The organism is Azospira sp. APE16, from assembly GCF_047901315.1.
Classification (GTDB): domain Bacteria; phylum Pseudomonadota; class Gammaproteobacteria; order Burkholderiales; family Rhodocyclaceae; genus Azospira; species Azospira oryzae.
This window is the reverse complement of record NZ_CP179682.1, coordinates 2,533,780-2,556,044: the sequence shown is the minus strand read 5'-3', so window position 1 is coordinate 2,556,044 and position 22,265 is coordinate 2,533,780. Positions and strand designations below refer to the sequence as shown.

Here is a 22,265-nt window from a genome sequence, read left to right as displayed (position 1 = left end):
CCTTACCCCCTGTCCTGTGGTAGATTGCGGGCGGCAACCCTAGGGTTGCCGCCTTTTTTATTGCTTGCGGATAAGGCTATGCGCGCCCTGATCTTGATCATCCGGCTCATCATCTTCTTCTTCTTGCTGGGTTTTGCGGCAATGAACAGCGATCCGGTGAGTCTGCGCTTCTTCTTCGATACCCAGTGGCAGGCGCCCCTGGTGATCATCCTGCTCGGTTTCTTCGCCGCCGGGACGGCCCTAGGTGCCCTGTCCCTGCTCGGCACCCTGTTCCAGTTGCGCCGCGAACTATCGCGCACCCGCCGTGAACTGGCGCGGGAGCGGGAGCGCCAGGCCGTGCTCAAGCCGGTCGCCAGCGACGCTGCCGTGCAACCGCCTCCTGCCGGCGAGGCCGTGGCCCAATGATCGAATTCGAGTACTGGCAGTTACTGCTCTTTCCCCTGTTTTTCGTCCTTGGCTGGGCCGCCGCCCGCATCGACATCAAGCATCTGGTGCGGGAATCCCGGGCCCTGCCCCGGTCCTACTTCCAGGGCTTGAATTTCCTGCTCAACGAGCAGCCGGACAAGGCCATCGAAGCCTTCATCGAAGTGGTGAAGGTGGATCCCCAGACGGTGGAACTGCACTTCGCCCTGGGCAACCTGTTCCGCCGTCGCGGCGAGACCGAGCGGGCCATCCGCATGCACCAGAACCTCATCGAGCGGGTGGACCTGTCGCCGGAGCTGAAGCTGCAGGCCCTTTCCGAGCTTGGCCAAGACTTCCTCAAGGCCGGCCTGCTGGACCGGGCCGAAGAGGTGTTTTCCCGTTTGCGCGGCACCTCCCGGGACGAGGAGGCCAAGCGCAACCTGCTGGAAATCTACCAGCAGGAGAAGGACTGGCAGAAGGCCATCGCCATCGCCAAGGAAATGCCTGACTACGCCACCCAGAAGGAAATCGCCAACTATTACTGCGAGCTGGCGGCCGGGGAGATGATCAATTCCCGGCCCGATTCCGCCCGCCAGTACCTGGACTCGGCCCTTTCCCTGCACCGCAACTGCGTGCGCGCCAGCGTCCTGCAGGGCGACCTGTTGCAGCAGGGGGGCGATCTGGCGGCGGCCATCGAGGCCTGGAAGCGCATCGAGAGCCAGAATCCGGCCTATCTGGCCATCGTCGCCCGCAAGCTGCAGGATGCCTACCTGGCCCAGGGGCAGCGCGAAGAGGGGCTGCAGCTGCTGCGCGGCTATCTGGCCAGCTATCCCTCCCTCGATCTGCTGGAAACCGTATTCCAGCTGGTGATGGATGCGGAGGGGCCGGAGGCAGCCTATCGCCTGGTGCGGGACGAACTGCGGCGCAATCCGACCCTGCTGGGCCTGGATCGCCTGCTGGAAGCCCAGTTGCTTGGCGTGCCGCCGGAGAAGCGGGCGGACCTGGAGCTGGTGCGTAATCTGGTACACAACCACACCCGCCGGCTGGCCCGCTATCGGTGCGATAATTGTGGCTTCAAGGCGCGCCACTTCTACTGGCGCTGTCCTGCCTGCGGCGGCTGGGAAACCTATCCGCCCCGGCGCACGGAAGAATTCGATCTGATCCCCTGAGCCCATGAATGCGTCGGTTTGGGCGGATCAATGACCCTTCAGGGAGAATAATTTGAAAGTTACGGTTGTCGGTACGGGCTATGTGGGCCTGGTGAGCGGTACCTGCCTGGCCGAGGTGGGCAACGATGTGCTGTGCCTGGATGTGGATCCGGAAAAGATCCGGATTCTCAACGAAGGCGGCATTCCCATTTTCGAACCGGGCCTGCTGGACATGGTGAAGCGCAACGTGGCCGCCGGCCGCCTGCGTTTCACCACCGATGTGGAACAGGCCGTGGCCCACGGCACCATCCAGTTCATTGCCGTCGGCACGCCGCCGGACGAGGATGGCTCCGCCGATCTGCAGTACGTGCTCGCCGCCGCCCGCAACATCGGCCGCCACATGGGCGACTACAAGGTGGTGGTGGACAAGTCCACCGTGCCCGTGGGCACCGGCGACAAGGTGCGCGCCGCCATCGCCGACGAACTCAAGGCCCGGGGAGCGGATATCGCCTACAGCGTCGTCTCCAATCCGGAATTCCTCAAGGAAGGCGCCGCCGTGGAGGATTTCATGCGGCCGGACCGCATCGTCGTCGGCGCCGAGGACGAGCGCGCCATCGAGTTGATGCGCGCCCTCTATGCGCCCTTCCAGCGCAACCATGAACGCCTCATCGTCATGGATGTGCGTTCCGCCGAACTGACCAAGTACGCCGCCAACGCCATGCTGGCCACCCGCATCAGCTTCATGAACGAACTGGCCAATCTGGCCGAGAAGCTGGGTGCCGACATCGAGCAGGTGCGCCAGGGCATCGGTTCCGACCCGCGCATCGGCTACCACTTCCTCTATCCGGGCTGCGGCTACGGCGGTTCCTGCTTCCCCAAGGATGTGCAGGCCCTGCAGCGTACCGCCCGCCTCGACGCCGGCATGGAGATGAAGGTCCTCAATGCGGTGGAAGACGCCAACGATGCCCAGAAGCACGTGCTCACCGCCAAGACCGTGAAGCGTTTCGGCAACGACCTCAGCGGCCGCAAGTTCGCCGTCTGGGGCCTGGCATTCAAGCCCAATACGGACGACATGCGTGAGGCCCCCAGCCGTTACCTGCTGGCCGATCTCTTCGCCGCCGGCGCCACCGTGGTGGCCTACGATCCGGTGGCCATGCATGAAGCCCGGCGCATTTTCGGCGACGAGCCGCGCCTGAGCTATGCGGAGAGCCCCATGGCCGCCCTGGAAGGGGCGGATGCCCTGCTCATCGTCACCGAGTGGAAGGAATTCCGCAGTCCCGATTTCGAGGCCATCAAGGCCAAGCTGAAGCAGCCGGTGATCTTCGACGGCCGCAACCTGTACGAACCCAAGCAGGTGCGCCAGTTCGGCATCGACTACCAGGCCATCGGCCGTCAATAAGGAGTCCGCCATGATCCTGGTGACCGGCGGTGCAGGCTTCATCGGCAGCAATTTCGTCATCGACTGGCTGGCGGCGGGGGACGAACCCGTCATCAACCTGGACAAGCTGACCTACGCCGGCAATCTGGAGAACCTCCAGGGACTGGCCGGCGACCCGCGGCACCGTTTCGTGCGCGGCGACATCGCCGACTACGACCTGATTCTGGAACTGCTGCAGCAGAACCGGGTGCGGGCGGTGGTGAACTTCGCCGCCGAGAGCCATGTGGACCGTTCCATCCACGGGCCGGAGGACTTCATCCAGACCAACATCGTCGGCACCTTCCGCCTGCTGGAGGCCGTGCGGGCCTACTGGAACGGCCTGCCTGCCGACGACAAGGCGGCCTTCCGCTTTCTCCACGTGTCCACGGACGAAGTGTACGGTTCCCTGGAAAAGGAGGCCCCGGCCTTCACCGAGCAGCACCGCTACGAGCCCAACAGTCCCTATTCGGCCAGCAAGGCGGCCTCCGACCATCTGGTGCGGGCCTATCACCACACCTACGGCCTGCCGGTGCTGACCACCAACTGCTCCAACAATTACGGGCCCTACCATTTCCCGGAAAAGCTCATTCCCCTCATCATCCACAACGCCCTGGCCGGCAAGCCCCTGCCCATCTACGGCGACGGCCAGCAGATCCGCGACTGGCTCTATGTGAAGGACCATTGCAGCGCCATCCGCCGCGTCCTGGAAGCCGGCCGCCTGGGTGAGACCTACAACGTGGGCGGCTGGAACGAAAAGCCCAACCTGGAGGTGGTGCATACCCTGTGCGCCATGCTCGACGAACTGTCGCCCCGGGCCGACGGCGCCTCCTACGCCAGCCAGATCACTTTCGTTGCCGACCGGCCCGGCCACGACCGGCGCTATGCCATCGACGCCAGCAAGCTGGAACGGGAGCTGGGCTGGAAGCCGGCGGAGACCTTCGAAACCGGCATCCGCAAGACCGTACGCTGGTACCTGGACAATCCCCTGTGGGTGCACAACGTCACCTCCGGCGCCTACCGGGAGTGGGTGGGCCGCCAGTATGGGGAAGCCTGAGGTGTCGGCTCCCATCCTGCTCCTGGGCAGCCAGGGCCAGCTGGGCTGGCAACTGCAGCGGGACCTGGCGCCCCTGGGGCCGGTGCTGGCCCTGGACCGGCGTACTTGCGACCTGGCCGACCTGGACCGGCTGCGGGCCGTGGTGCGGGAACAGCGCCCCCGCCTGATCGTCAATGCCGCCGCCTATACGGCGGTGGATCAGGCGGAAAAGGAGCCTGAACTGGCCCGGCGCATCAATGCCGAGGCCGTGGGCCTGCTGGCCGAGGAGGCCAAGGCCCTGGATGCCCTGCTGGTGCATTACTCCACCGACTACGTCTTCGACGGCAGCAAGGCGGCACCCTATGTGGAGTCCGATGCCACGGCGCCCCTCGGCATCTATGGCCGGACCAAGCGGGAAGGGGAGGAAGCCATGCTGGCCGTGGGTGGCCGCGGCCTCATCTTCCGCACCAGCTGGGTCTTCGGCGCCCGGGGCAAGAATTTCGTCAAGACCATCCTGCGCCTGGCGAGCGAGCGGGACAGCCTCAAGGTGGTGGCCGACCAGGTCGGCAGCCCGACGCCGGCAGCCATGATCGCCACCGTCACCGGCATGGTCCTGGCCCAGCTCGACGGCGGGCGCGCCCAGCAGGGCTGCGAGCTGTACCACCTGGCGGCGGCCAATCCGGTGAGCTGGAACGGTTTTGCCCGGGCCATCGTCGCCACCGCCGAACAGACGCCCGGCTTCGCCCTCAAGCTGGGGGCCGAGGCCATCGCACCCATTCCCAGCAGCGAATATCCGCTGCCGGCGCCGCGCCCCCTCAATTCCCGTCTCGACTGCCGCAAGCTGGAGGACCGTTTCGGTCTGACCATGCCCGACTGGCAGCCCTATCTTTCCCGCATGATGCAGCTTCTCGCCCTGAAGGCCCAGAATGGCTACTAAACCCCGTAAAGGCATCATTCTCGCCGGCGGTTCCGGCACCCGGCTCTATCCGGCCACCCTGGCGGTGTCCAAGCAGCTGCTGCCGATCTACGACAAGCCGATGATCTACTACCCCCTGACCACCCTGATGCTGGCCGGTCTGCGGGACATCCTCATCATCTCCACGCCCCAGGACACGCCCCGCTTCGAGCAGTTGCTGGGAGACGGCTCCCAGTGGGGCATCAACCTGCAATACGCGGTGCAGCCCTCGCCGGACGGCCTGGCCCAGGCCTTTCTCATCGGCGAGGACTTCCTCGACGGCGCCCCGGCGGCCCTGGTGCTGGGGGACAACATCTTTCACGGCCACGACCTGGCCACCCTGGTGCAGCGGGCCAACGGCCGGGACAGCGGCGCCTCGGTCTTCGCCTACCGGGTGAACGATCCGGAGCGCTATGGCGTGGTCGAGTTCGACGCCCAGCAGCGGGCCCTCTCCATCGAGGAAAAGCCGCTGCAGCCCAAGTCCCACTACGCCGTCACCGGCCTCTACTTCTACGACACCGATATCGTCGCCGTGGCCAAGGGCATCAAGCCGTCGCCCCGGGGGGAACTGGAAATCACCGACGTGAACCGTCATTACCTGGAAGCGGGCAAGCTCAACGTGGAAATCATGGGCCGGGGCTATGCCTGGCTCGATACCGGCACCCACGAATCCCTGCTGGAGGCGGGCCAGTTCATCGAGACCATCGAGAAGCGCCAGGGCCTCAAGGTGGCCTGCCCCGAAGAGGTGGCCTGGCGCCAGCGCTGGATCGACGACGCCACCCTGGATGCCCAGGCCCGGGTCCTGGCCAAGAACGGCTACGGCCAATACCTGCTGGCCCTGCTCAAGGAGCAGGGGCTGTGAAGGCAATCAGGACGGCCATTCCCGAGGTGATAGTCCTGGAACCCAGGATTTTCGGCGATGCCCGGGGCTTCTTCATGGAAAGCTATAACCGGCGCACCTTCGCCGAGCTAACCGGTTGTGATCCGGATTTCGTTCAGGACAACCATTCCCGCTCCGCCCGGGGCGTGCTGCGCGGCCTGCATTACCAGATCCGCCAGCCCCAGGGAAAACTGGTGCGGGTGGTGAGCGGTGCCGTGTTCGACGTGGCGGTGGACATCCGCCGCAGTTCCCCCACCTGCGGCCAGTGGGTGGGCGAAGTGCTGTCGGCGGAAAACCAGCGCCAGATGTGGGTGCCGGCCGGCTTTGCCCATGGTTTCCTGGTGCTCAGCGAGACCGCCGAATTCCTCTACAAGACCACCGACTACTACGCGCCCGAATTCGAGCGCTGCATTGCCTGGAACGACCCCGGGCTGGCCGTGGACTGGCCCCTGGACGGGCTGGAGCCCCGCCTGTCGGCCAAGGATGCCCAGGGCGCCAGCATGGCGGATGCCGAACTTTTTGATTGATATGCCAAGCGACATGCACCAACTTCCCGATTTTTCCGCCGCCCGCATTCTCGTGGTCGGCGATGTCATGCTGGACCGCTACTGGTTCGGCGATGTCTCCCGCATTTCCCCCGAAGCACCGGTGCCGGTGGTCAAGGTGGAGCGCTCCGAAGAGCGTCCCGGCGGCGCCGCCAACGTGGCCCGCAACTGCGCTTCCCTGGGGGCGCGGGTCGGCCTGCTGTCCGTGGTCGGCAACGACGAGGCCGGCCGCATCCTGCAGCGGCAGATGGAAGAGGGCGGCATTGCCGCCTCCCTGCTGCCCGACGGAGCCATCGACACCACGGTCAAGCTGCGGGTCATCGGCCGCCAGCAGCAGCTGCTGCGCATCGATTTCGAGACCACCCCGTCCCACGAGGTGCTGCAGGCCAAGCTGGCCGAGTTCGAGCAGCGCCTGGCCGGGGTGGATGTGGTGATCCTTTCCGACTACGGCAAGGGCGGCCTGGCCCATATCGGCGACATGATCCGCCTGGCCCGGGCGGCCGGGAAAAAGGTGCTGGTGGATCCCAAGGGCGAGGATTATTCCAAGTACCGCGGCGCCACCGTCATCACCCCCAACCGCTCCGAGCTGCGCCAGGTGGTGGGGCGCTGGAGCGACGAGGCCCAGCTGGCGGCCAAGGCGCAGCAATTGCGCAGCGAACTGGAACTGGAAGCCCTGCTGGTGACTCGTAGTGAAGAGGGCATGAGCCTCTATCGCGACGGCGAGGCGCTGCATCAGCCGGCCCGGGCCCAGGAAGTGTTCGACGTCTCCGGTGCCGGCGACACGGTCATTGCCACCCTGGCCGCCATGATGGCCCTGGGCGCCCCCTGGGGCGACGCCATCCACCTGGCCAACCTGGCCGGCGGCGTGGTGGTGGGCAAGCTCGGTACCGCTACCGTCAGTCGCGAGGAACTGTCGGCCGCCCTGGCGGCCGACGCCAATTAAGGAATTCACATGTACTACATCGTCACCGGCGCCGCCGGCTTCGTCGGCGCCAACCTGGTCAAGGCCCTCAATGAGCGGGGCATCACCCGCATCATCGCCGTGGACAACCTGACCAAGGCGGACAAGTTCAAGAATCTGGTGGACTGCGAAATCGCCGATTACCTGGACAAGGGCGAGTTCCTCGAGCGCCTGCTCTGCGGCCACTTCGACGGCGACGTGGAGGCCATCTTCCACGAAGGCGCCTGCTCCGACACCATGGAGACCGACGGCCGCTACATGATGGAGAACAACTACCGCTACTCCCTGTCCCTGCTGGACTGGTGCCTGGAGCAGGAAGTGCAGCTGCTCTACGCCTCCTCCGCCGCCACCTATGGCGGCAGCAGCGTCTTCAAGGAAGAGCGGCAGTACGAGGCACCCCTCAACGTGTACGGCTACTCCAAGTTCCTGTTCGACCAGATCGTGCGCCAGCGTCTGCCCGAAGCCGGTTCCCAGGTGGTGGGCTTCCGTTACTTCAATGTCTACGGCCCCCGGGAGAGCCACAAGGGGCGCATGGCCTCCGTCGCCTTCCACCATTTCAACCAGTACCGGGCCGAAGGCAAGGTCAAGCTGTTCGAGGGCTGCGACGGTTATGCCAACGGCGAGCAGCAGCGCGACTTCGTTTATGTGAAGGACGTGGCCAAGGTCAATCTGTACTTCCTCGACCATCCGGAAAAGTCGGGCATCTTCAACCTGGGCACCGGCCGGGCCCAGAGCTTCAACGACGTGGCCGTGGCCACGGTGAACAGCTGCCGGGCCGCCGAGGGCAAGCCGGCCCTGTCCCTGGAGGCGATGGTGCAGCAGGGGCTGGTGGAGTACGTGGCCTTCCCCGAAGCCCTCAAAGGCAAGTACCAGAGCTTCACCCAGGCCGACCTCAGCAAGCTGCGCAGCGCCGGCTATGGTGACGAGTTCGCCACCGTCGCTGAAGGCGTCGCCGACTACGTGCAATTCCTCAACGGACGCTGAGCCATGTACAAGACCCTGGAAGATTTCGTCGGCAACACGCCCCTGGTGCAGCTGAAGCGCCTGCCCGGCGAGGCCATTGCCCAGCGCGGCAACGTCATCCTGGCCAAGCTGGAAGGCAACAATCCGGCCGGCTCGGTGAAGGATCGCCCGGCCCTCTCCATGATTTCCCACGCCGAGCAGCGGGGCGAGATCCGGCCCGGCGACACCCTGATCGAAGCCACCTCCGGCAACACCGGCATCGCCCTGGCCATGGCCGCCGCCATGCGCGGCTACCGTATGATCCTGGTGATGCCGGAAAACCAGAGCCTGGAGCGGCGCCAGACCATGCGTGCCTACGGCGCCGAACTGATCCTGACGCCCCGGGACGGCGGCATGGAACTGGCCCGGGACGTGGCCGAGAAAATGCGCGACGAAGGCAAGGGCATCATCCTCGACCAGTTCGCCAATCCGGATAATCCCCTGGCCCACTTTGAAGGCACCGGGCCGGAAATCTGGCGCGACACCAAGGGTCAGGTGACCCATTTCGTTTCCAGCATGGGCACTACCGGCACCATCATCGGTACTTCCCAGTTTCTCAAGAAAAAGAATCCGCGCATCCAGATCGTCGGCTGCCAGCCGGAAGAGGGCAGCCAGATTCCCGGCATCCGCAAATGGCCCGAAGCCTATCTGCCGAAAATCTACGAACGTAGCCGGGTGGACCGCCTTGAATACGTGTCCCAGGCCGAGGCCGAGGACATGACCCGGCGCCTGGCCCGGGAAGAGGGGCTGTTCGCCGGCATCTCCTCCGGCGGCGCCCTGGCCGTGGCCCTGCGCCTGGCCCGGGAGCTGGAGAACGCCACCATCGTCACCATCGTTTGCGACCGGGGCGACCGTTACCTGTCCACCGGCGTTTTCCCCGCCTGAGTCCCATGGTTCCCGTCCTCGTCTTCGATATTGAAACCATCCCGGATGTGCCCGGGCTGCGCCGCCTGCACGATCTTCCCGCCGACCTCTCCGACGACGAGGTGGCCGAACTGGCCTTCCAGCAGCGCCGGGCCCAGAACGGCAGCGACTTCCTGCCCCTGCACCTGCAGCGGGTGGTGACCATCTCCTGCGCCCTGCGGGCCCGGGATGCCTTCAAGGTGTGGTCCCTGGCGGCGCCCGAGATTGGCGAAGGGGAGATCATCCAGCGCTTCTTCGACGGCATCGAGAAATTCACGCCCCAGATCGTTTCCTGGAACGGCGGCGGCTTCGACCTGCCGGTGCTGCACTACCGGGGCCTGATCCACGGCGTCGTGGCTCCCCGCTACTGGGACCTGGGCGACGGCGACTATGCCGATTCCCGGGACTTCAAGTGGAACAACTACATCAGCCGTTACCACACCCGCCACCTGGACCTGATGGACCTGCTGGCCATGTACCAGCCCCGGGCCAGCGCTCCCCTGGACGACCTGGCCAAGCTCATGGGCTTCCCCGGCAAGCTGGGCATGGACGGCGGCAAGGTGTGGCAGGCCTGGCAGGAGGGCAAGGCCGACGAGATCCGCGATTACTGCGAGACCGATGTGGTCAATACCTACCTGGTGTCCACCCGCTTCCGCCTGATGCGGGGCGAGGTCAGCCGGGAGGAGCATCTGGCCGAACTGGCCTTCATCAAGGCCGAACTGGCCAAGCTGGACAAGCCCCACTGGCAGGAATTCCTGGCCGCCTGGCCGGAGGTAGCGGCGTGAAGCACGCCTTCCTCTTCCTCCTGGCTCTGCTGGCGGCGTTCGCGGCCAGGGCCGAGGTGGTGAATGTGGACAGCGCCGAAGTGGCCCGGCTGGTGGCCAGTGGCGTGGTCCTGGTGGATATCCGTACCGAGCCCGAATGGCGGGAAACCGGCGTCATTCCCGGCAGCCGCCTGCTCACCTTCTTCGATGCCAACGGCCGCGCCAATCCGGCGGCCTGGCTGGAGCAGCTGAAGACGGTGGCAGGTCCGGAGCAGCCGGTGATCCTCATCTGCCGCAGCGGCAACCGCACCCGGGCCGTCAGCGACTTCCTCGAACAGCAGGCCGGCTACAGCAAGATCTACAACGTGCGCCAGGGCATCCGCGCCTGGATCCAGGAGTCGCGCCCCGTCACCGCAGTGGCGCCGGCCCTGGCCAAATGTTCGCCCGGACGGTTGTGCTGATTTTTTTTGTGGGGCGAAGCGAAAAAAGTCTCCTCAGCCCCTTGCGCGATTCTCTGGGATCGTTATAATTCGGCCTTCTTTGCAGGCGCGTAGCTCAGTTGGTTAGAGCACCACCTTGACATGGTGGGGGTCGTTGGTTCGAATCCAATCGCGCCTACCAACACCTTGAACGGAGCTGTACCGTGAATTTCCGAACTTGCACTATCCTGGTTCAGAAAGCCTAAGCGGTTCGCCTTCGTTCCTATGTCGAAAAAAAGTGCGGATCCGTCCGCACTTTTTTTTTGTCCAGAATTTAATGTGGCTGGAGAAATCATGCCCAATATCACGCTGCCCGACGGTTCCATCCGCTCCTTCGATGCTCCGGTGACCGTTGCCGAGGTTGCCGCCTCTATCGGTGCCGGCCTCGCCCGCGCCGCCCTGGCCGGCAAGGTGGACGGCAAGCTGGTGGATACTTCCCACCTGATGGAGCGTGATACCCAGCTGGCCATCGTTACCGACAAGGATGCGGACGGTCTGGAGATCATCCGCCACTCCACGGCTCACCTGCTGGCCTATGCGGTGAAGGAGCTGTTTCCCGAAGCCCAGGTGACCATTGGTCCGGTTATCGACAACGGCTTCTACTACGACTTCGCCTACAAGCGCCCCTTTACCCCTGAAGACCTGCTGGCCATCGAGAAGAAAATGGCCGAGCTGGCTAAGCGCGACATTCCGGTGAGCCGCGAAGTCTGGGCCCGGGACGATGCGGTCAAGTTCTTCCTGGAGCAGGGCGAGAAGTACAAGGCCGAGCTGATTGCCGCCATCCCGGCCGACCAGGATGTTTCCCTGTACCGGGAAGGCGAATTTGTGGACCTCTGTCGCGGCCCCCACGTCCCCTCCACCGGCAAGCTCAAGGTTTTCAAGCTGATGAAGGTGGCCGGTGCCTACTGGCGCGGCGATTCCAAGAACGAGATGCTGCAGCGCATCTACGGCACCGCCTGGGCCAAGAAGGAAGACCAGGAAGCCTACCTGCACATGCTGGAAGAGGCCGAGAAGCGGGATCACCGCCGCATCGGCAAGCATCTGGATCTGTTCCACATGCAGGACGAGGCGCCGGGCATGGTTTTCTGGCACCCCAAGGGCTGGGCCATCTGGCAGGAAATCGAGCAGTACATGCGCCAGGTCTATCGCGACAACGGCTACCAGGAAATCCGCTGCCCCCAGATTCTCGACCGCAGCATGTGGGAGAAGTCCGGCCACTGGGAGCACTACAAGAACAACATGTTCACCACGGAGTCGGAGAAGCGGGATTACGCCATCAAGCCGATGAATTGCCCGGGGCACGTGCAGGTGTTCAATTCCGATCTGCGTTCCTACCGCGATCTGCCCCTGCGCTATGGCGAGTTCGGCTCCTGTCACCGCAACGAGGCCTCCGGCGCCCTGCACGGCCTGATGCGCGTGCGCGGCTTCGTCCAGGACGACGGTCACATCTTCTGTACCGAAGACCAGATCGAAGCGGAAGTGAGGGCTTTCAACGCCTTGGTGAAGAAGGTCTATGCCGACTTCGGTTTCGATCAGGTGGCGGTGAAGCTGGCCCTGCGCCCCGAAAGCCGTGTCGGTTCCGACGACATCTGGGACAAGGCGGAGAATGCCCTGCGGGCCGGCCTCAAGGCTTCCGGCCTGGAATGGGATGAGTTGCCCGGCGAGGGTGCCTTCTATGGCCCCAAGATCGAGTTCCACATCAAGGATGCCATCGGGCGCTCCTGGCAGTGCGGCACCATGCAGGTGGATTTCTCCATGCCGGGTCGCCTGGGTGCCGAGTATGTGGGCGAGGACAATGCCCGCCATGTACCGGTGATGCTGCATCGGGCCATCCTCGGTTCCCTGGAGCGTTTCATCGGCATCCTGGTGGAAAACTATGCGGGTGCCTTGCCCCTGTGGCTGGCGCCGGTGCAGGCCGTGGTGCTGAATATTTCGGAAAAACAGGCCGATTTTTCCGCCGAAGTGGTGAAAACCCTGCGTCAGGCAGGTTTGCGTGCCGAAGCGGATTTGCGCAATGAAAAAATTACCTATAAAATACGCGAACATAGCTTGAACCGGTTGCCTTATCAGCTCGTCATCGGCGACAAGGAAAAGGAAGCCGGCTTGGTGGCCGTGCGTACCCGCGGTGGTCAGGACCTGGGGCAAATGCCCATGGCAAGCCTGATCGAGCGGCTTCTGGAAGAAGTCGCCGCGCGTAAGAGCACGGCTTAGTTTTTGTCCGTCCCCGAATGGGGCGGCCTGTTTTCGTGGAGATTGAACCATCGCCGCACTGCAAAAGGCGCATCGCGTCAACGAAGAAATCACGGTGCCGGAAGTCCGGCTTATCGGGGAAGAAGGCGAGCAGATTGGTGTCGTAACCATCCGTGCGGCGCTGCAAATGGCCGAAGAGGCCGGTGTGGATCTGGTGGAGATCGCTCCCCTGGCCAAGCCGCCGGTATGCCGGGTGATGGATTACGGCAAGTTCAAGTACCACGAGGCCAAGAAGCAGCACGAGGCCAAGCTGAAACAGAAGCAGGTACAGGTGAAGGAGATCAAGCTCCGTCCCGGTACCGACGAAAACGACTACCAGATCAAGCTGCGGAACATGACCCGCTTCTTGGAAGACGAAGACAAGGTCAAGGTGACCCTGCGCTTCCGTGGCCGTGAAATGGCCCACCAGGAAATCGGTATGCGTCAGCTGGAACGCATCAAGGCCGATTTGCTCGAGCTGGCACAGGTCGAGCAGATGCCGAAGATGGAAGGCCGCCAGATGGTGATGATGCTGGCGCCGAAGAAGAAGGTGTAATTGCAGTACCCGCCTCCGGACTCGTTCGGGGGCGATATAAGTGGTGCCGGGTAGTCAAGCGTTTCCGTCGGAAGCCACCTGGGATCATGTTAAAACCAAGGAGCATTCAATGCCCAAGATGAAGAGCAAGAGCGGTGCCGCCAAGCGGTTCAAAATCCGCGCTGGCGGCAGTATCAAGCGCGGTCAGGCGTTCAAGCGTCACATCCTGACCTCCAAGACCACCAAGAACAAGCGCCAACTGCGCGGTACCGAAGCCATTCACGACAGTGACAAGGCCTCCATCCGTGCCATGTTGCCCTACGCCTAATCAAGGAGATTAAAGATGCCCCGAGTTAAGCGTGGTGTAACGGCTCGCGCCCGTCACAAGAAGATTCTGGTTCAGGCCAAGGGTTACCGCGGCCGTCGCAAGAACGTATATCGCATCGCCAAGCAGGCGGTGATGAAGGCTGGTCAGTACGCCTACCGCGACCGTCGTCAGCGCAAGCGTCAGTTCCGTGCCCTGTGGATTGCCCGTATCAACGCGGCAGCCCGTGAAGTCGGCCTGAAGTACAGCACCTTCATGAATGGCCTGAAGAAGGCCCAGATCGAAGTGGACCGCAAGGTTCTCGCCGACCTGGCCGTGTTCGACAAGGCTGCGTTTGCCGCTCTGGCAAACCAGGCCAAGGCGAGCCTCGGCGCCTAAGCGTTAAGCAAGCGGAAAAAAGGAGGCTTCTGCCTCCTTTTTTTCTTGGTGCCGGCAGTATCGGCATCTCTGGTGTCTTTTTCGCCCGGGCACCCTAAATCCGGGGCGATAACAGAATTCGAACGACGCGAGCCCATGCAGAATCTCGAACAGATCGTCAGCGAAGCCCTTGCGGCTTTTGCTGCCACCCAGGACCCGGATGCCCTGGAACAGATCAAGGCCCGTTATCTGGGCAAGAGTGGTCAGATCACCGAATTGCTGAAGGGGCTGGGCAAACTGGCTCCGGAAGAGCGCAAGGCGGCCGGTGCCACCATCAACCAGGCCAAGGAACAGGTTGAGGGTGCCCTCAACGCCCGCCGCGAAGCCATCCGCCGCGCGGCCCTGGAGGCCCGTCTGGCCGAGGAATCCCTGGATGTGACCCTGCCCGGCCGGGGTGAAACCCGGGGTGGCCTGCATCCCGTCACCCGTACCCTGGAGCGCATCGAGGCCCTGTTCCGCTCCATCGGCTTTGAAGTGGCCGACGGTCCCGAGATCGAAACCGACTTCCACAACTTCACCGCCCTCAACACGCCGGAAAACCATCCGGCCCGCTCCATGCACGATACGTTCTATCTGCAGGACGAGCAGGGCGGCGTTGCCGAGGGGGTGCTGCTGCGCACCCACACCAGTCCCATCCAGGCCCGCTACATGCAGGCCCACGTGGCCAAGTACGGTCACCTCGAGACCATGCCCGAGATTCGCATCATTGCGCCGGGTCGGGTCTATCGCGTCGACTCCGATGCTACCCACTCCCCCATGTTCCACCAGGTCGAAGGCCTGTGGATCGGCGAGAATGTTTCCTTCGCCGACCTCAAGGGCGTGGTCGCCGATTTTCTGCGCCGCTTCTTCGAGAGCGACGACCTGAAGGTGCGCTTCCGTCCTTCCTTTTTCCCCTTTACCGAGCCTTCTGCCGAGATCGACGTGGCCTTCATGAGCGGCGCCCTGGAAGGGCGCTGGCTGGAGATCGCCGGCTGCGGCATGGTGCACCCCAATGTGCTGCGCCATGCCGGCATCGATCCGGAAAAGTACACCGGCTTTGCCTTCGGCTTCGGTCCGGACCGTCTTACCATGCTGCGCTACGGGGTCAATGACCTGCGCCTGTTCTTCGACGGCGACCTGCGCTTCCTGAAGCAATTTGTCTAAGGATTGATCGTGAAATTCTCCGAATCCTGGCTCCGTACCTTCGTCAATCCTGATCTGTCCACCGACGCTCTGGCCCATCTGCTGACCATGGCGGGCCTGGAAGTGGAAGAGCAGGACCCCGTTGCGCCCGCCTTCACCCAGGTGGTGGTGGCCCATGTCCTGGAAGTGGTGAAGCACCCGGATGCCGACCGCCTCAACGTCTGCCAGGTGGATGCCGGTAACGGTCCGGTGCAGATCGTCTGCGGCGCCCCCAATGTGGCAGCCGGGCTCAAGGTGCCCTGTGCCCTGCCCGGTGCCGTGCTGCCCGGCGACTTCAAGATCAAGGTGGCCAAGGTGCGCGGCGTCGAGTCTTCCGGCATGTTGTGTTCCGCCCGGGAACTGGGCATCGCCGAAGATGCTTCCGGTCTCCTGGTGCTGCCGGCCGATGCCCCCGTTGGGGAAAGCATCCGCCGCTACCTGGACCTGGACGACACCCTGTTCACCCTGAAGCTCACGCCCAACCGGGCCGATTGCCTCTCCCTCACCGGTGTGGCCCGCGAAGTGTCGGCCCTGACCGGCGTGGCGGCTGTCTATCCGGTAGTGGAACCCGTGGCGCCTGCTTGCGATGCCCGCCGGGAAGTGGTGCTGGACGCTCCGGAGGCTTGCCCCCGTTACGCCGGCCGGGTGGTGCGCGGCATCAATGCCAAGGCGCCCACGCCTGAGTGGATGCAGAAGCGCCTGGAGCGCAGCGGCATCCGTTCCATCTCCGCCGTGGTGGATGTCACCAACTACGTCATGCTGGAACTGGGGCAGCCCCTCCATGCCTTCGACGACGCCAAGCTCCAGGGGGCCATCCACGCCCGCCTGCCCAAGGCCGGGGAAAAGCTGTTGCTGCTCAACGAGCAGACCATCGATATCGACGCCGACGTGCTGGTGATTGCCGACGATGCCAAGCCCCTGGCTCTGGCCGGCATCATGGGTGGCGAAGATAGCGGCGTCACCCTGGAAACCACCGACCTGTTCCTGGAGTCGGCCTTTTTCACGCCCTTTGCCATTGCCGGCAAGGCCCGCCGTTACGGCTTCTCCAGCGATGCCTCCCACCGCTTCGAGCGGGGCGTCGATTTCGCCGGTGCCGTCCGTGCCCTGGAGCGGGCTACCCGCCTGATCCTCGATATTTGTGATGGCCAGGCCGGTCCCGTGACGGAAGCGGTGGCCGCACTGCCCCAGCGTCAGCCGGTGCGTCTGCGCACGGCCCGGGTGAACAAGGTGCTGGGTGTGCCTTTCAGTGCCGAGGCCATTGCCTCCCTGCTGGGTCGTCTGGGTCTGCCCTTCGTCCAGGAAGGTGGCGACTTCGTGGTGACGCCTCCCAGTTTCCGTTTCGACATCGAGATCGAGGAAGACCTGATCGAGGAAGTGGTACGGGTTCACGGCTACGACGAGATTCCGGCGCCGCCGCCGGTGGCCCGGGCCGCCATGCTGCCCATGCCGGAAGGCAAGCGGCAGATCCAGCGCCTGCGCCAGGTCCTGGCTGATGCCGGTTACCAGGAAGTGGTCAATTTCGCTTTCGTCGAAGAAGGTTGGGAAAAGGATTTCGGCGGCAACGCCGATCCCATCCGCCTGGCCAATCCCATTGCCAGCCAGATGGGGGTCATGCGTTCCACCCTGATCGGTGGTCTGGTGGCCACCCTGGCCAACAACCTGAAGCGCAAGCAGAGCCGGGTACGGATTTTCGAAACCGGTCGCAGCTTCCACAAGGATGCCGCCGCCCAGCCCGTGGCCGGCTACCGTCAGCCCTGGAAGCTGGCCGGCCTGGCCGCCGGCGAAGCCCTGCCCGAACAATGGGGCAGCGCCGCCCGCAAGGTGGACTTCTTCGACGTCAAGGGTGACCTGGAGGCGCTGCTGCAGCCCTTTGCCGCACGTTTCGAGAAGGCTGCCCATCCGGCCCTGCATCCCGGCCGTGCTGCCCGCCTGCTCCTGGATGGCAAGGAAATCGGGGTGGTTGGCGAACTGCATCCCGAGTGGGTGCAGAAGTACGACCTGCCGTCGCCGCCGGTGGTCTTCGAACTGGATCTGGAGCCCCTGCTGGCCGGACGTCTGCCCCAGTATGCCGAGCTTTCCCGCTTCCCCGCCGTGGTGCGGGACCTGGCGGTGGTGGTGGACAAGGGCATGGCCCTGCAGTCCCTGCTGGACGGCCTGAAAGCCCAACGGCCGCCCCTGGTTCAGGACATTCAGCTGTTCGATGTCTACACCGGCAAGGGGGTCGATGAAGGGAAGAAAAGCCTTGCATTCCGCATAGTTATGCAAGATACTCAAAAAACTTTGCAAGATGCGGAAGTGGATGTTGCCCTGCAGCAGCTGGTGGCCCTCCTGGAGCATCAATTTGCCGCCAAACTCCGTGTCTGATCAGGGAAAACAATGACTCTCACCAAAGCAGAACTTGCCGACCTGCTTTTCGAAAAGGTCGGACTCAACAAGCGCGAAGCCAAGGACATGGTGGAAGCCTTTTTTGAGGAAATCCGCAATGCACTGGAACGGGGCGAAGGCGTCAAGCTTTCCGGCTTCGGTAATTTTCAGTTGCGCGACAAGCCCCAGCGTCCCGGGCGCAACCCCAAGACCGGCGAGGAGATTCCGATCACCGCCCGCCGCGTCGTTACCTTCCATGCCAGCCAGAAGCTGAAGGCCGAGGTGGAGCAGTCCTACGATGGAAAGCAGTCCTAAGGAAAGCGGCAAGGAAGAGTTGCCGCCCATCCCCGCCAAGCGTTACTTCACCATCGGTGAAGTAAGCGAGCTTTGCGGCGTCAAACCCCACGTGCTGCGTTACTGGGAGCAGGAGTTCACCCAGCTGCGGCCGGTGAAACGCCGGGGCAACCGCCGCTATTACCAGCATCACGAAGTGCTGCTGGTGCGTCGTATCCGCGAACTTCTTTATAATCAGGGCTTTACCATTAGCGGTGCGCGTAATCGCCTGGAAGAGGGGCATGGCGCCACGGAATCCGTGGAGAGTACCGTTCCCGCTGCCCAGGCCTTGCGCCAGGAGCTTTTGGGGATTATTGAATTACTTCGTGTTTGAAAGCTATTTACAAATTTAATTCGTTTCTGTATAGTTTCGTTTCTCGAGTCGGGGCGTAGCGCAGCCTGGTAGCGCACTTGCATGGGGTGCAAGGGGTCGCGAGTTCGAATCCCGCCGCCCCGACCAGTAGTTCCGAAAAAACCGGCCCCAGGCCGGTTTTTTCATTTCCAGCTTTCCTTTTTCTCCTTGTTTCTCCATTTTTCCGATTTCAGCGGAGAATTATTCCTGTTGTCGATTGCGGCAGGGAAAATAATCCATATAAAATCGGTTGCCCGACAATGAGCTGCCCGCATTGTCGCCATCGAATCGATTCCCTTATTCCGTAAAGGAAATAAACATGGATATTTCTTCCCTGTCCCTGGCCGAACTGAAGCTTCTGCAACAGCAAATTCCCCTGGAAATCAAAAAGCGCGAGGTTCAGGAAAAGGAAAAAGTCCTGAATGAATTGAAACTGATTGCCGAATCCCGGGGCTTTTCCCTGGATCAGCTGCTCAAGGGCGGCGAAAAGGGCAAGGCCAAGTCCGGCCGCAGCGTCCAGGTGAAATACCGCCATCCCCAGAATGCCGACCTGGCCTGGACCGGTCGCGGCCGCAAGCCCCAGTGGGTGCAGGAATGGCTGAACGGCGGGCGCAAGATCGAGGAACTGGCTGTCTGATCAGCTCCGGTCCGGTAGTTTCTTTCTGCCAACAATAAAAAGCCCTGTTCCGTTCCATGCGCATTCTCCTCAGTAACGACGACGGTTATTTCGCCACCGGCATTGAAGTGCTGGCCCGTACCCTGGCCGATATCGCCGACATCACCGTGGTCGCCCCCGAAAGGGACCGGAGCGGGGCGAGCAATTCCCTGACCCTGGACCGGCCCCTGTCCCTGCGGCGAGCCCCCAACGGCTTTTATTTCGTCAATGGCACGCCGACGGATTGCGTCCATCTCGCCGTCACCGGCATGCTGGACGAACTGCCGGACATGGTGGTCTCGGGCATCAACCATGGGGCCAACATGGGGGACGACACCGTCTATTCCGGCACCGTGGCGGCGGCGACGGAGGGCCATCTGCTGGGCGTGCCGGCCATTGCCGTTTCCCTGGTGGGCAAGGAAGCGAGCCAGTTCGAGACGGCGGCCCGGGTGGCCCGGGATCTGGTGCTGCGTTTCCAGCAGGCCCCCCTTGGCCAGCCGGCCCTGCTCAACGTCAATGTGCCGGATGTGCCCTACGCCGAACTGAAGGGCGTGGCCGTGACCCGGCTGGGCAAGCGCCACAAGGCCGAGCCGGTGGTCAAGGCGCGCACGCCGCGCAATGAAACGGTTTACTGGGTTGGTGCTGCGGGTGCCGCCCAGGATGCCGGCGAAGGCACCGATTTCCATGCCGTGGCCCAGGGCTGGGCCTCTGTCACGCCGTTGCAGATCGACCTGACCCACAATCAGCAGCTGCCCGAGCTGCGGAACTGGTTGCGCTGATGGCAACGGGCGTTTCCGGTATCGGCATGACCTCCCTGCGCACCCGCATGCGCATGGTGGAGCGTCTGCGGGACAAGGGCATCGTGGACGAGACGGTGCTCGCCGCCATGGCTGCCGTGCCCCGCCACATCTTCGTCGAAGAGGCCATGGCCCACCGGGCCTATGAGGACACGGCCCTGCCTCTGGGGCATTCCCAGACCATTTCCCAGCCCTATATCGTGGCCCGCATGATCGAGCTGTTGCGGGCCGGGCGTGAACAGAGCCTGCCCGGCGGTCTCGGCAAGACCCTGGAGATCGGCGCCGGTTGCGGCTACCAGGCAGCGGTGCTGGCCCAGCTGGCGCCCGACGTCTATGCCGTGGAACGGATCGAGCCCCTGATCGAACGGGCCAAGCAGAACCTGCGGCAGATGCAGCAGTTCAACGTGCGCCTCAAGTATGCCGACGGTCAGCTGGGGCTGCCGGAAGCGGCCCCCTATCACACCATCATCGTCGCCGCCGCGGCCAACCGGGTGCCGCCCGCGCTTTTGCAGCAGCTGGCGGTTGGTGGCAGAATGGTCCTGCCCGTGGGGGCCGGCGAGCAAGCCCTGCACCTGATCGAACGCACGCCCCAGGGGTTCCTTGAGACCAAGCTTGACGCGGTGCGTTTCGTGCCGCTGCTGTCAGGAGTCGAATGAAAACGCCAGGTTTTATCTTCCGTGCCGCCACCCTAAGCGGCATTGCGGCCCTGCTGTTCCTGGCCGGTTGTGCCAGCCATGCGCCGGCGCCGGTGGTCGAGCGCGGGGTGCCGAGCAAGCCGGCTGCCGCCTCCAAGGACTTCTACACGGTCAAGAAGGGCGACACCCTCTACAGCATCGCCCTGGATAACGGCCAGGACTACAAGGACGTGGCCGCCTGGAACAACCTGGAAAATCCCAATCGCATCCTGGTGGGGCAGCAGCTGCGCGTGACGCCGCCCGACGGTGGTGCTGCCGGCACGGCGGTGGCCAAGCCCATCGGTGGCGGCGTGGTGGAAAGCCGTTCCCTGGACGGCGGCCCGGCGCCGGCTGCGGCCAGCGACACGCTCAAGCGGGAGCCCAAGGCCGGCAAGGAAGCCTATTCCGACCAGGCCTGGGCCAAGGCCCAGAACCAGAACAATGCCCAGGGCGCTGCCGCCAAGCCGGCAGAACCCGTCCGCAGCGAGGCGCCGGCTGCTGCTGCGGCCCCCGCTGCTGCCGATGTGACCTGGGCCTGGCCCGCCGGCGGCAAGTCCATTGCCGGCTTCAACGAGGCCACCAACAAGGGCGTGGACATCGCCGGCAAGCTGGGCGAACCGGTGCTGGCGGCGGCCGACGGCAAGGTGGTGTACAGCGGCAGCGGCCTGCGGGGCTACGGCAAGCTGGTGATCATCAAGCATGACGCCACCTTCCTCTCCGCCTACGCCCACAACAACAACATCCTGGTCAAGGAAGGCCAGTCCGTCACCCGGGGGCAGAAGATCGCCGAGATGGGCAATTCGGACACGGACCAGGTAAAGCTGCACTTCGAAATCCGTCGGCAGGGCAAGCCGGTGGATCCCACCCAGTACCTGCCCAAGCGCTGACAGGTCTGCCGTGCGCGACGACGCCGACGCCGCTGACTTTCCCGACGGGGATGCGGAGGAGGCATTCGCCGCGGACGAGGCCCAGGACGAGTCCCTGGCCGCCGCTGCAACGGCGGCAGAGGGCGACGACGGGGCGCCGCCGGCCTATGAACTGCTCAACGACGTCACCCAGCTCTATCTCAACGAGATCGGTGCCAAGCCCCTGCTGACGCCGGCGGAGGAACTGGAATGGTCCCGCCGGGCCAAGGCCGGGGAATTCGCCGCCCGGCAGAAGATGATCGAGCACAACCTGCGCCTGGTGGTGAATATCGCCAAGCACTACCTGAACCGGGGCATTCCGCTGCTCGATCTGGTGGAAGAGGGCAACCTGGGGCTCATCCATGCCCTGGAGAAATTCGATCCGGAGCGGGGCTTCCGCTTTTCCACCTACGCCACCTGGTGGATCCGCCAGAGCATCGAGCGGGCCATCATGAACCAGTCCCGCACCATCCGTCTGCCGGTGCACGTGGTCAAGGAAATCAACGTGGTGCTGCGGGCCATGCGCCATCTGGACGGGGCCCGCGGCCTGACGCCGTCCCGGGAGACCCGGGTGGAGGAAGTGGCCCACCTGCTGGGCAAGCCGGTGGATGACATCCGCCACATCCTCCATCTCAACGAGCACGTAGCCTCCCTCGATACGCCCCTGGACATCGACCCCAACCACACGGTGGGGGACTCGGTGGCCGACGATTCCGCCGGGGCCGACCCGGTGGGGGTGCTGCAGGAAAACGAACTCAACGACCTGGTGCTGCAGTGGGTGGAACAGCTGCCGGAAAAGCAGCGCCAGGTGGTGGAGCGCCGTTACGGCCTGAAGGGGGCGGAGATCGCCACCCTGGAAGCCATCGCCGCCGACCTGGGCCTGACCCGGGAACGGGTGCGGCAGATCCAGGGCGAGGCCCTGAGCCAGCTGCGACGCATCATCAAGCGCGGCGGCGTGGACCGGGACAGCATCCTCTAGCAGGCCCGCCCCTCCTGCCTCCCAGCCCGACCCTCAGTGGCCCCGGGCCT

Annotated in this window: 25 protein-coding genes and 2 tRNA genes; all 27 read left to right on the top strand. The window is 64.0% G+C overall.

Going from position 1 to position 22,265, the window contains the following annotated elements; translation table 11 throughout:
- Positions 1-78: 78 nt before the first annotated feature.
- Positions 79-405: a LapA family protein gene (locus ACLSSQ_RS12275; protein WP_152089526.1), complete on the top strand. Its 327-nt coding sequence runs from the start codon at positions 79-81 to the stop codon at positions 403-405.
- On the top strand, positions 405-1,571 hold the full coding sequence (gene lapB, locus ACLSSQ_RS12270) for a lipopolysaccharide assembly protein LapB (protein WP_043799116.1): 1,167 nt from the start codon (positions 405-407) through the stop codon (positions 1,569-1,571). Before ACLSSQ_RS12275 ends, lapB begins: the two co-directional genes overlap by 1 nt.
- A gap of 52 nt (positions 1,572-1,623) precedes the next feature.
- Positions 1,624-2,949, top strand: a complete 1,326-nt coding sequence (locus ACLSSQ_RS12265; RefSeq protein ID WP_205230920.1) for a UDP-glucose dehydrogenase family protein — start codon at positions 1,624-1,626, stop codon at positions 2,947-2,949.
- 10 nt (positions 2,950-2,959) lie between these two features.
- Positions 2,960-4,021 carry a dTDP-glucose 4,6-dehydratase gene (gene rfbB / locus ACLSSQ_RS12260; RefSeq protein ID WP_416242841.1) on the top strand — a complete coding sequence of 354 codons (1,062 nt, stop codon included), beginning with the start codon at positions 2,960-2,962 and terminating at the stop codon, positions 4,019-4,021.
- A complete protein-coding gene (rfbD, locus tag ACLSSQ_RS12255; RefSeq protein ID WP_416242840.1) occupies positions 4,008-4,937 on the top strand; it encodes a dTDP-4-dehydrorhamnose reductase in 930 nt (309 codons plus the stop codon). The genes rfbB and rfbD overlap by 14 nt, the downstream gene beginning before the upstream one ends.
- The gene (gene rfbA / locus ACLSSQ_RS12250) at positions 4,927-5,817 is read left to right on the top strand and encodes a glucose-1-phosphate thymidylyltransferase RfbA (protein WP_014237022.1); all 891 of its coding nucleotides are present in this window, start codon (positions 4,927-4,929) and stop codon (positions 5,815-5,817) included. Before rfbD ends, rfbA begins: the two co-directional genes overlap by 11 nt.
- A complete protein-coding gene (rfbC, locus tag ACLSSQ_RS12245; RefSeq protein ID WP_014237023.1) occupies positions 5,814-6,362 on the top strand; it encodes a dTDP-4-dehydrorhamnose 3,5-epimerase in 549 nt (182 codons plus the stop codon). Before rfbA ends, rfbC begins: the two co-directional genes overlap by 4 nt.
- A 13-nt stretch (positions 6,363-6,375) precedes the next feature.
- Entirely contained in the window at positions 6,376-7,323 is a 948-nt protein-coding gene (gene rfaE1, locus ACLSSQ_RS12240; RefSeq protein WP_014237024.1) for a D-glycero-beta-D-manno-heptose-7-phosphate kinase, read from the top strand.
- Positions 7,324-7,332: 9 nt separating this feature from the next.
- Entirely contained in the window at positions 7,333-8,325 is a 993-nt protein-coding gene (gene rfaD / locus ACLSSQ_RS12235) for an ADP-glyceromanno-heptose 6-epimerase (RefSeq protein WP_014237025.1), read from the top strand.
- A 3-nt stretch (positions 8,326-8,328) separates the two neighbouring features.
- Positions 8,329-9,228 carry a cysteine synthase CysM gene (gene cysM / locus ACLSSQ_RS12230; RefSeq protein ID WP_130458157.1) on the top strand — a complete coding sequence of 300 codons (900 nt, stop codon included), beginning with the start codon at positions 8,329-8,331 and terminating at the stop codon, positions 9,226-9,228.
- 5 nt (positions 9,229-9,233) lie between these two features.
- Complete coding sequence (locus ACLSSQ_RS12225; RefSeq protein ID WP_014237027.1) at positions 9,234-10,031, top strand: 3'-5' exonuclease; 798 nt, start codon at positions 9,234-9,236, stop codon at positions 10,029-10,031.
- Positions 10,028-10,471, top strand: coding sequence for a rhodanese-like domain-containing protein (locus ACLSSQ_RS12220; RefSeq protein WP_416242839.1), 444 nt, complete (start codon positions 10,028-10,030; stop codon positions 10,469-10,471). Before ACLSSQ_RS12225 ends, ACLSSQ_RS12220 begins: the two co-directional genes overlap by 4 nt.
- 83 nt (positions 10,472-10,554) lie before the next feature.
- Positions 10,555-10,631, top strand: a tRNA-Val gene (locus ACLSSQ_RS12215).
- Positions 10,632-10,783: 152 nt separating this feature from the next.
- Entirely contained in the window at positions 10,784-12,700 is a 1,917-nt protein-coding gene (gene thrS / locus ACLSSQ_RS12210) for a threonine--tRNA ligase (RefSeq protein ID WP_416242838.1), read from the top strand.
- Positions 12,701-12,749: 49 nt separating this feature from the next.
- Complete coding sequence (gene infC, locus ACLSSQ_RS12205) at positions 12,750-13,274, top strand: translation initiation factor IF-3 (RefSeq protein WP_083833949.1); 525 nt, start codon at positions 12,750-12,752, stop codon at positions 13,272-13,274.
- Between the two features lie 109 nt (positions 13,275-13,383).
- Entirely contained in the window at positions 13,384-13,581 is a 198-nt protein-coding gene (gene rpmI / locus ACLSSQ_RS12200; protein WP_014237031.1) for a 50S ribosomal protein L35, read from the top strand.
- 15 nt (positions 13,582-13,596) lie between these two features.
- Entirely contained in the window at positions 13,597-13,956 is a 360-nt protein-coding gene (rplT, locus tag ACLSSQ_RS12195; protein ID WP_014237032.1) for a 50S ribosomal protein L20, read from the top strand.
- A gap of 135 nt (positions 13,957-14,091) precedes the next feature.
- Positions 14,092-15,138 (top strand): phenylalanine--tRNA ligase subunit alpha, encoded by a 1,047-nt coding sequence (gene pheS / locus ACLSSQ_RS12190; protein ID WP_014237033.1) that lies wholly within the window; start codon positions 14,092-14,094, stop codon positions 15,136-15,138.
- A 9-nt stretch (positions 15,139-15,147) separates the two neighbouring features.
- Positions 15,148-17,520 (top strand): phenylalanine--tRNA ligase subunit beta, encoded by a 2,373-nt coding sequence (pheT, locus tag ACLSSQ_RS12185; RefSeq protein ID WP_416242837.1) that lies wholly within the window; start codon positions 15,148-15,150, stop codon positions 17,518-17,520.
- A 12-nt stretch (positions 17,521-17,532) separates the two neighbouring features.
- Positions 17,533-17,835 (top strand): integration host factor subunit alpha, encoded by a 303-nt coding sequence (locus tag ACLSSQ_RS12180; RefSeq protein ID WP_014237035.1) that lies wholly within the window; start codon positions 17,533-17,535, stop codon positions 17,833-17,835.
- Entirely contained in the window at positions 17,819-18,187 is a 369-nt protein-coding gene (locus ACLSSQ_RS12175) for a MerR family transcriptional regulator (protein WP_130458161.1), read from the top strand. The genes ACLSSQ_RS12180 and ACLSSQ_RS12175 overlap by 17 nt, the downstream gene beginning before the upstream one ends.
- Before the next feature lie 49 nt (positions 18,188-18,236).
- Positions 18,237-18,313 (top strand) — tRNA-Pro (locus ACLSSQ_RS12170).
- Positions 18,314-18,524: 211 nt separating this feature from the next.
- The gene (locus tag ACLSSQ_RS12165; protein WP_014237037.1) at positions 18,525-18,842 is read left to right on the top strand and encodes an H-NS family nucleoid-associated regulatory protein; all 318 of its coding nucleotides are present in this window, start codon (positions 18,525-18,527) and stop codon (positions 18,840-18,842) included.
- 56 nt (positions 18,843-18,898) lie between these two features.
- Entirely contained in the window at positions 18,899-19,639 is a 741-nt protein-coding gene (gene surE, locus ACLSSQ_RS12160; protein WP_130458162.1) for a 5'/3'-nucleotidase SurE, read from the top strand.
- Positions 19,639-20,313 (top strand): protein-L-isoaspartate(D-aspartate) O-methyltransferase, encoded by a 675-nt coding sequence (locus ACLSSQ_RS12155; RefSeq protein WP_014237039.1) that lies wholly within the window; start codon positions 19,639-19,641, stop codon positions 20,311-20,313. The genes surE and ACLSSQ_RS12155 overlap by 1 nt, the downstream gene beginning before the upstream one ends.
- Complete coding sequence (locus ACLSSQ_RS12150; protein WP_416242836.1) at positions 20,310-21,218, top strand: peptidoglycan DD-metalloendopeptidase family protein; 909 nt, start codon at positions 20,310-20,312, stop codon at positions 21,216-21,218. The genes ACLSSQ_RS12155 and ACLSSQ_RS12150 overlap by 4 nt, the downstream gene beginning before the upstream one ends.
- Positions 21,219-21,228: 10 nt before the next feature.
- Positions 21,229-22,215 carry an RNA polymerase sigma factor RpoS gene (gene rpoS / locus ACLSSQ_RS12145; RefSeq protein ID WP_014237041.1) on the top strand — a complete coding sequence of 329 codons (987 nt, stop codon included), beginning with the start codon at positions 21,229-21,231 and terminating at the stop codon, positions 22,213-22,215.
- The last annotated feature ends 50 nt before the right edge of the window (positions 22,216-22,265 follow it).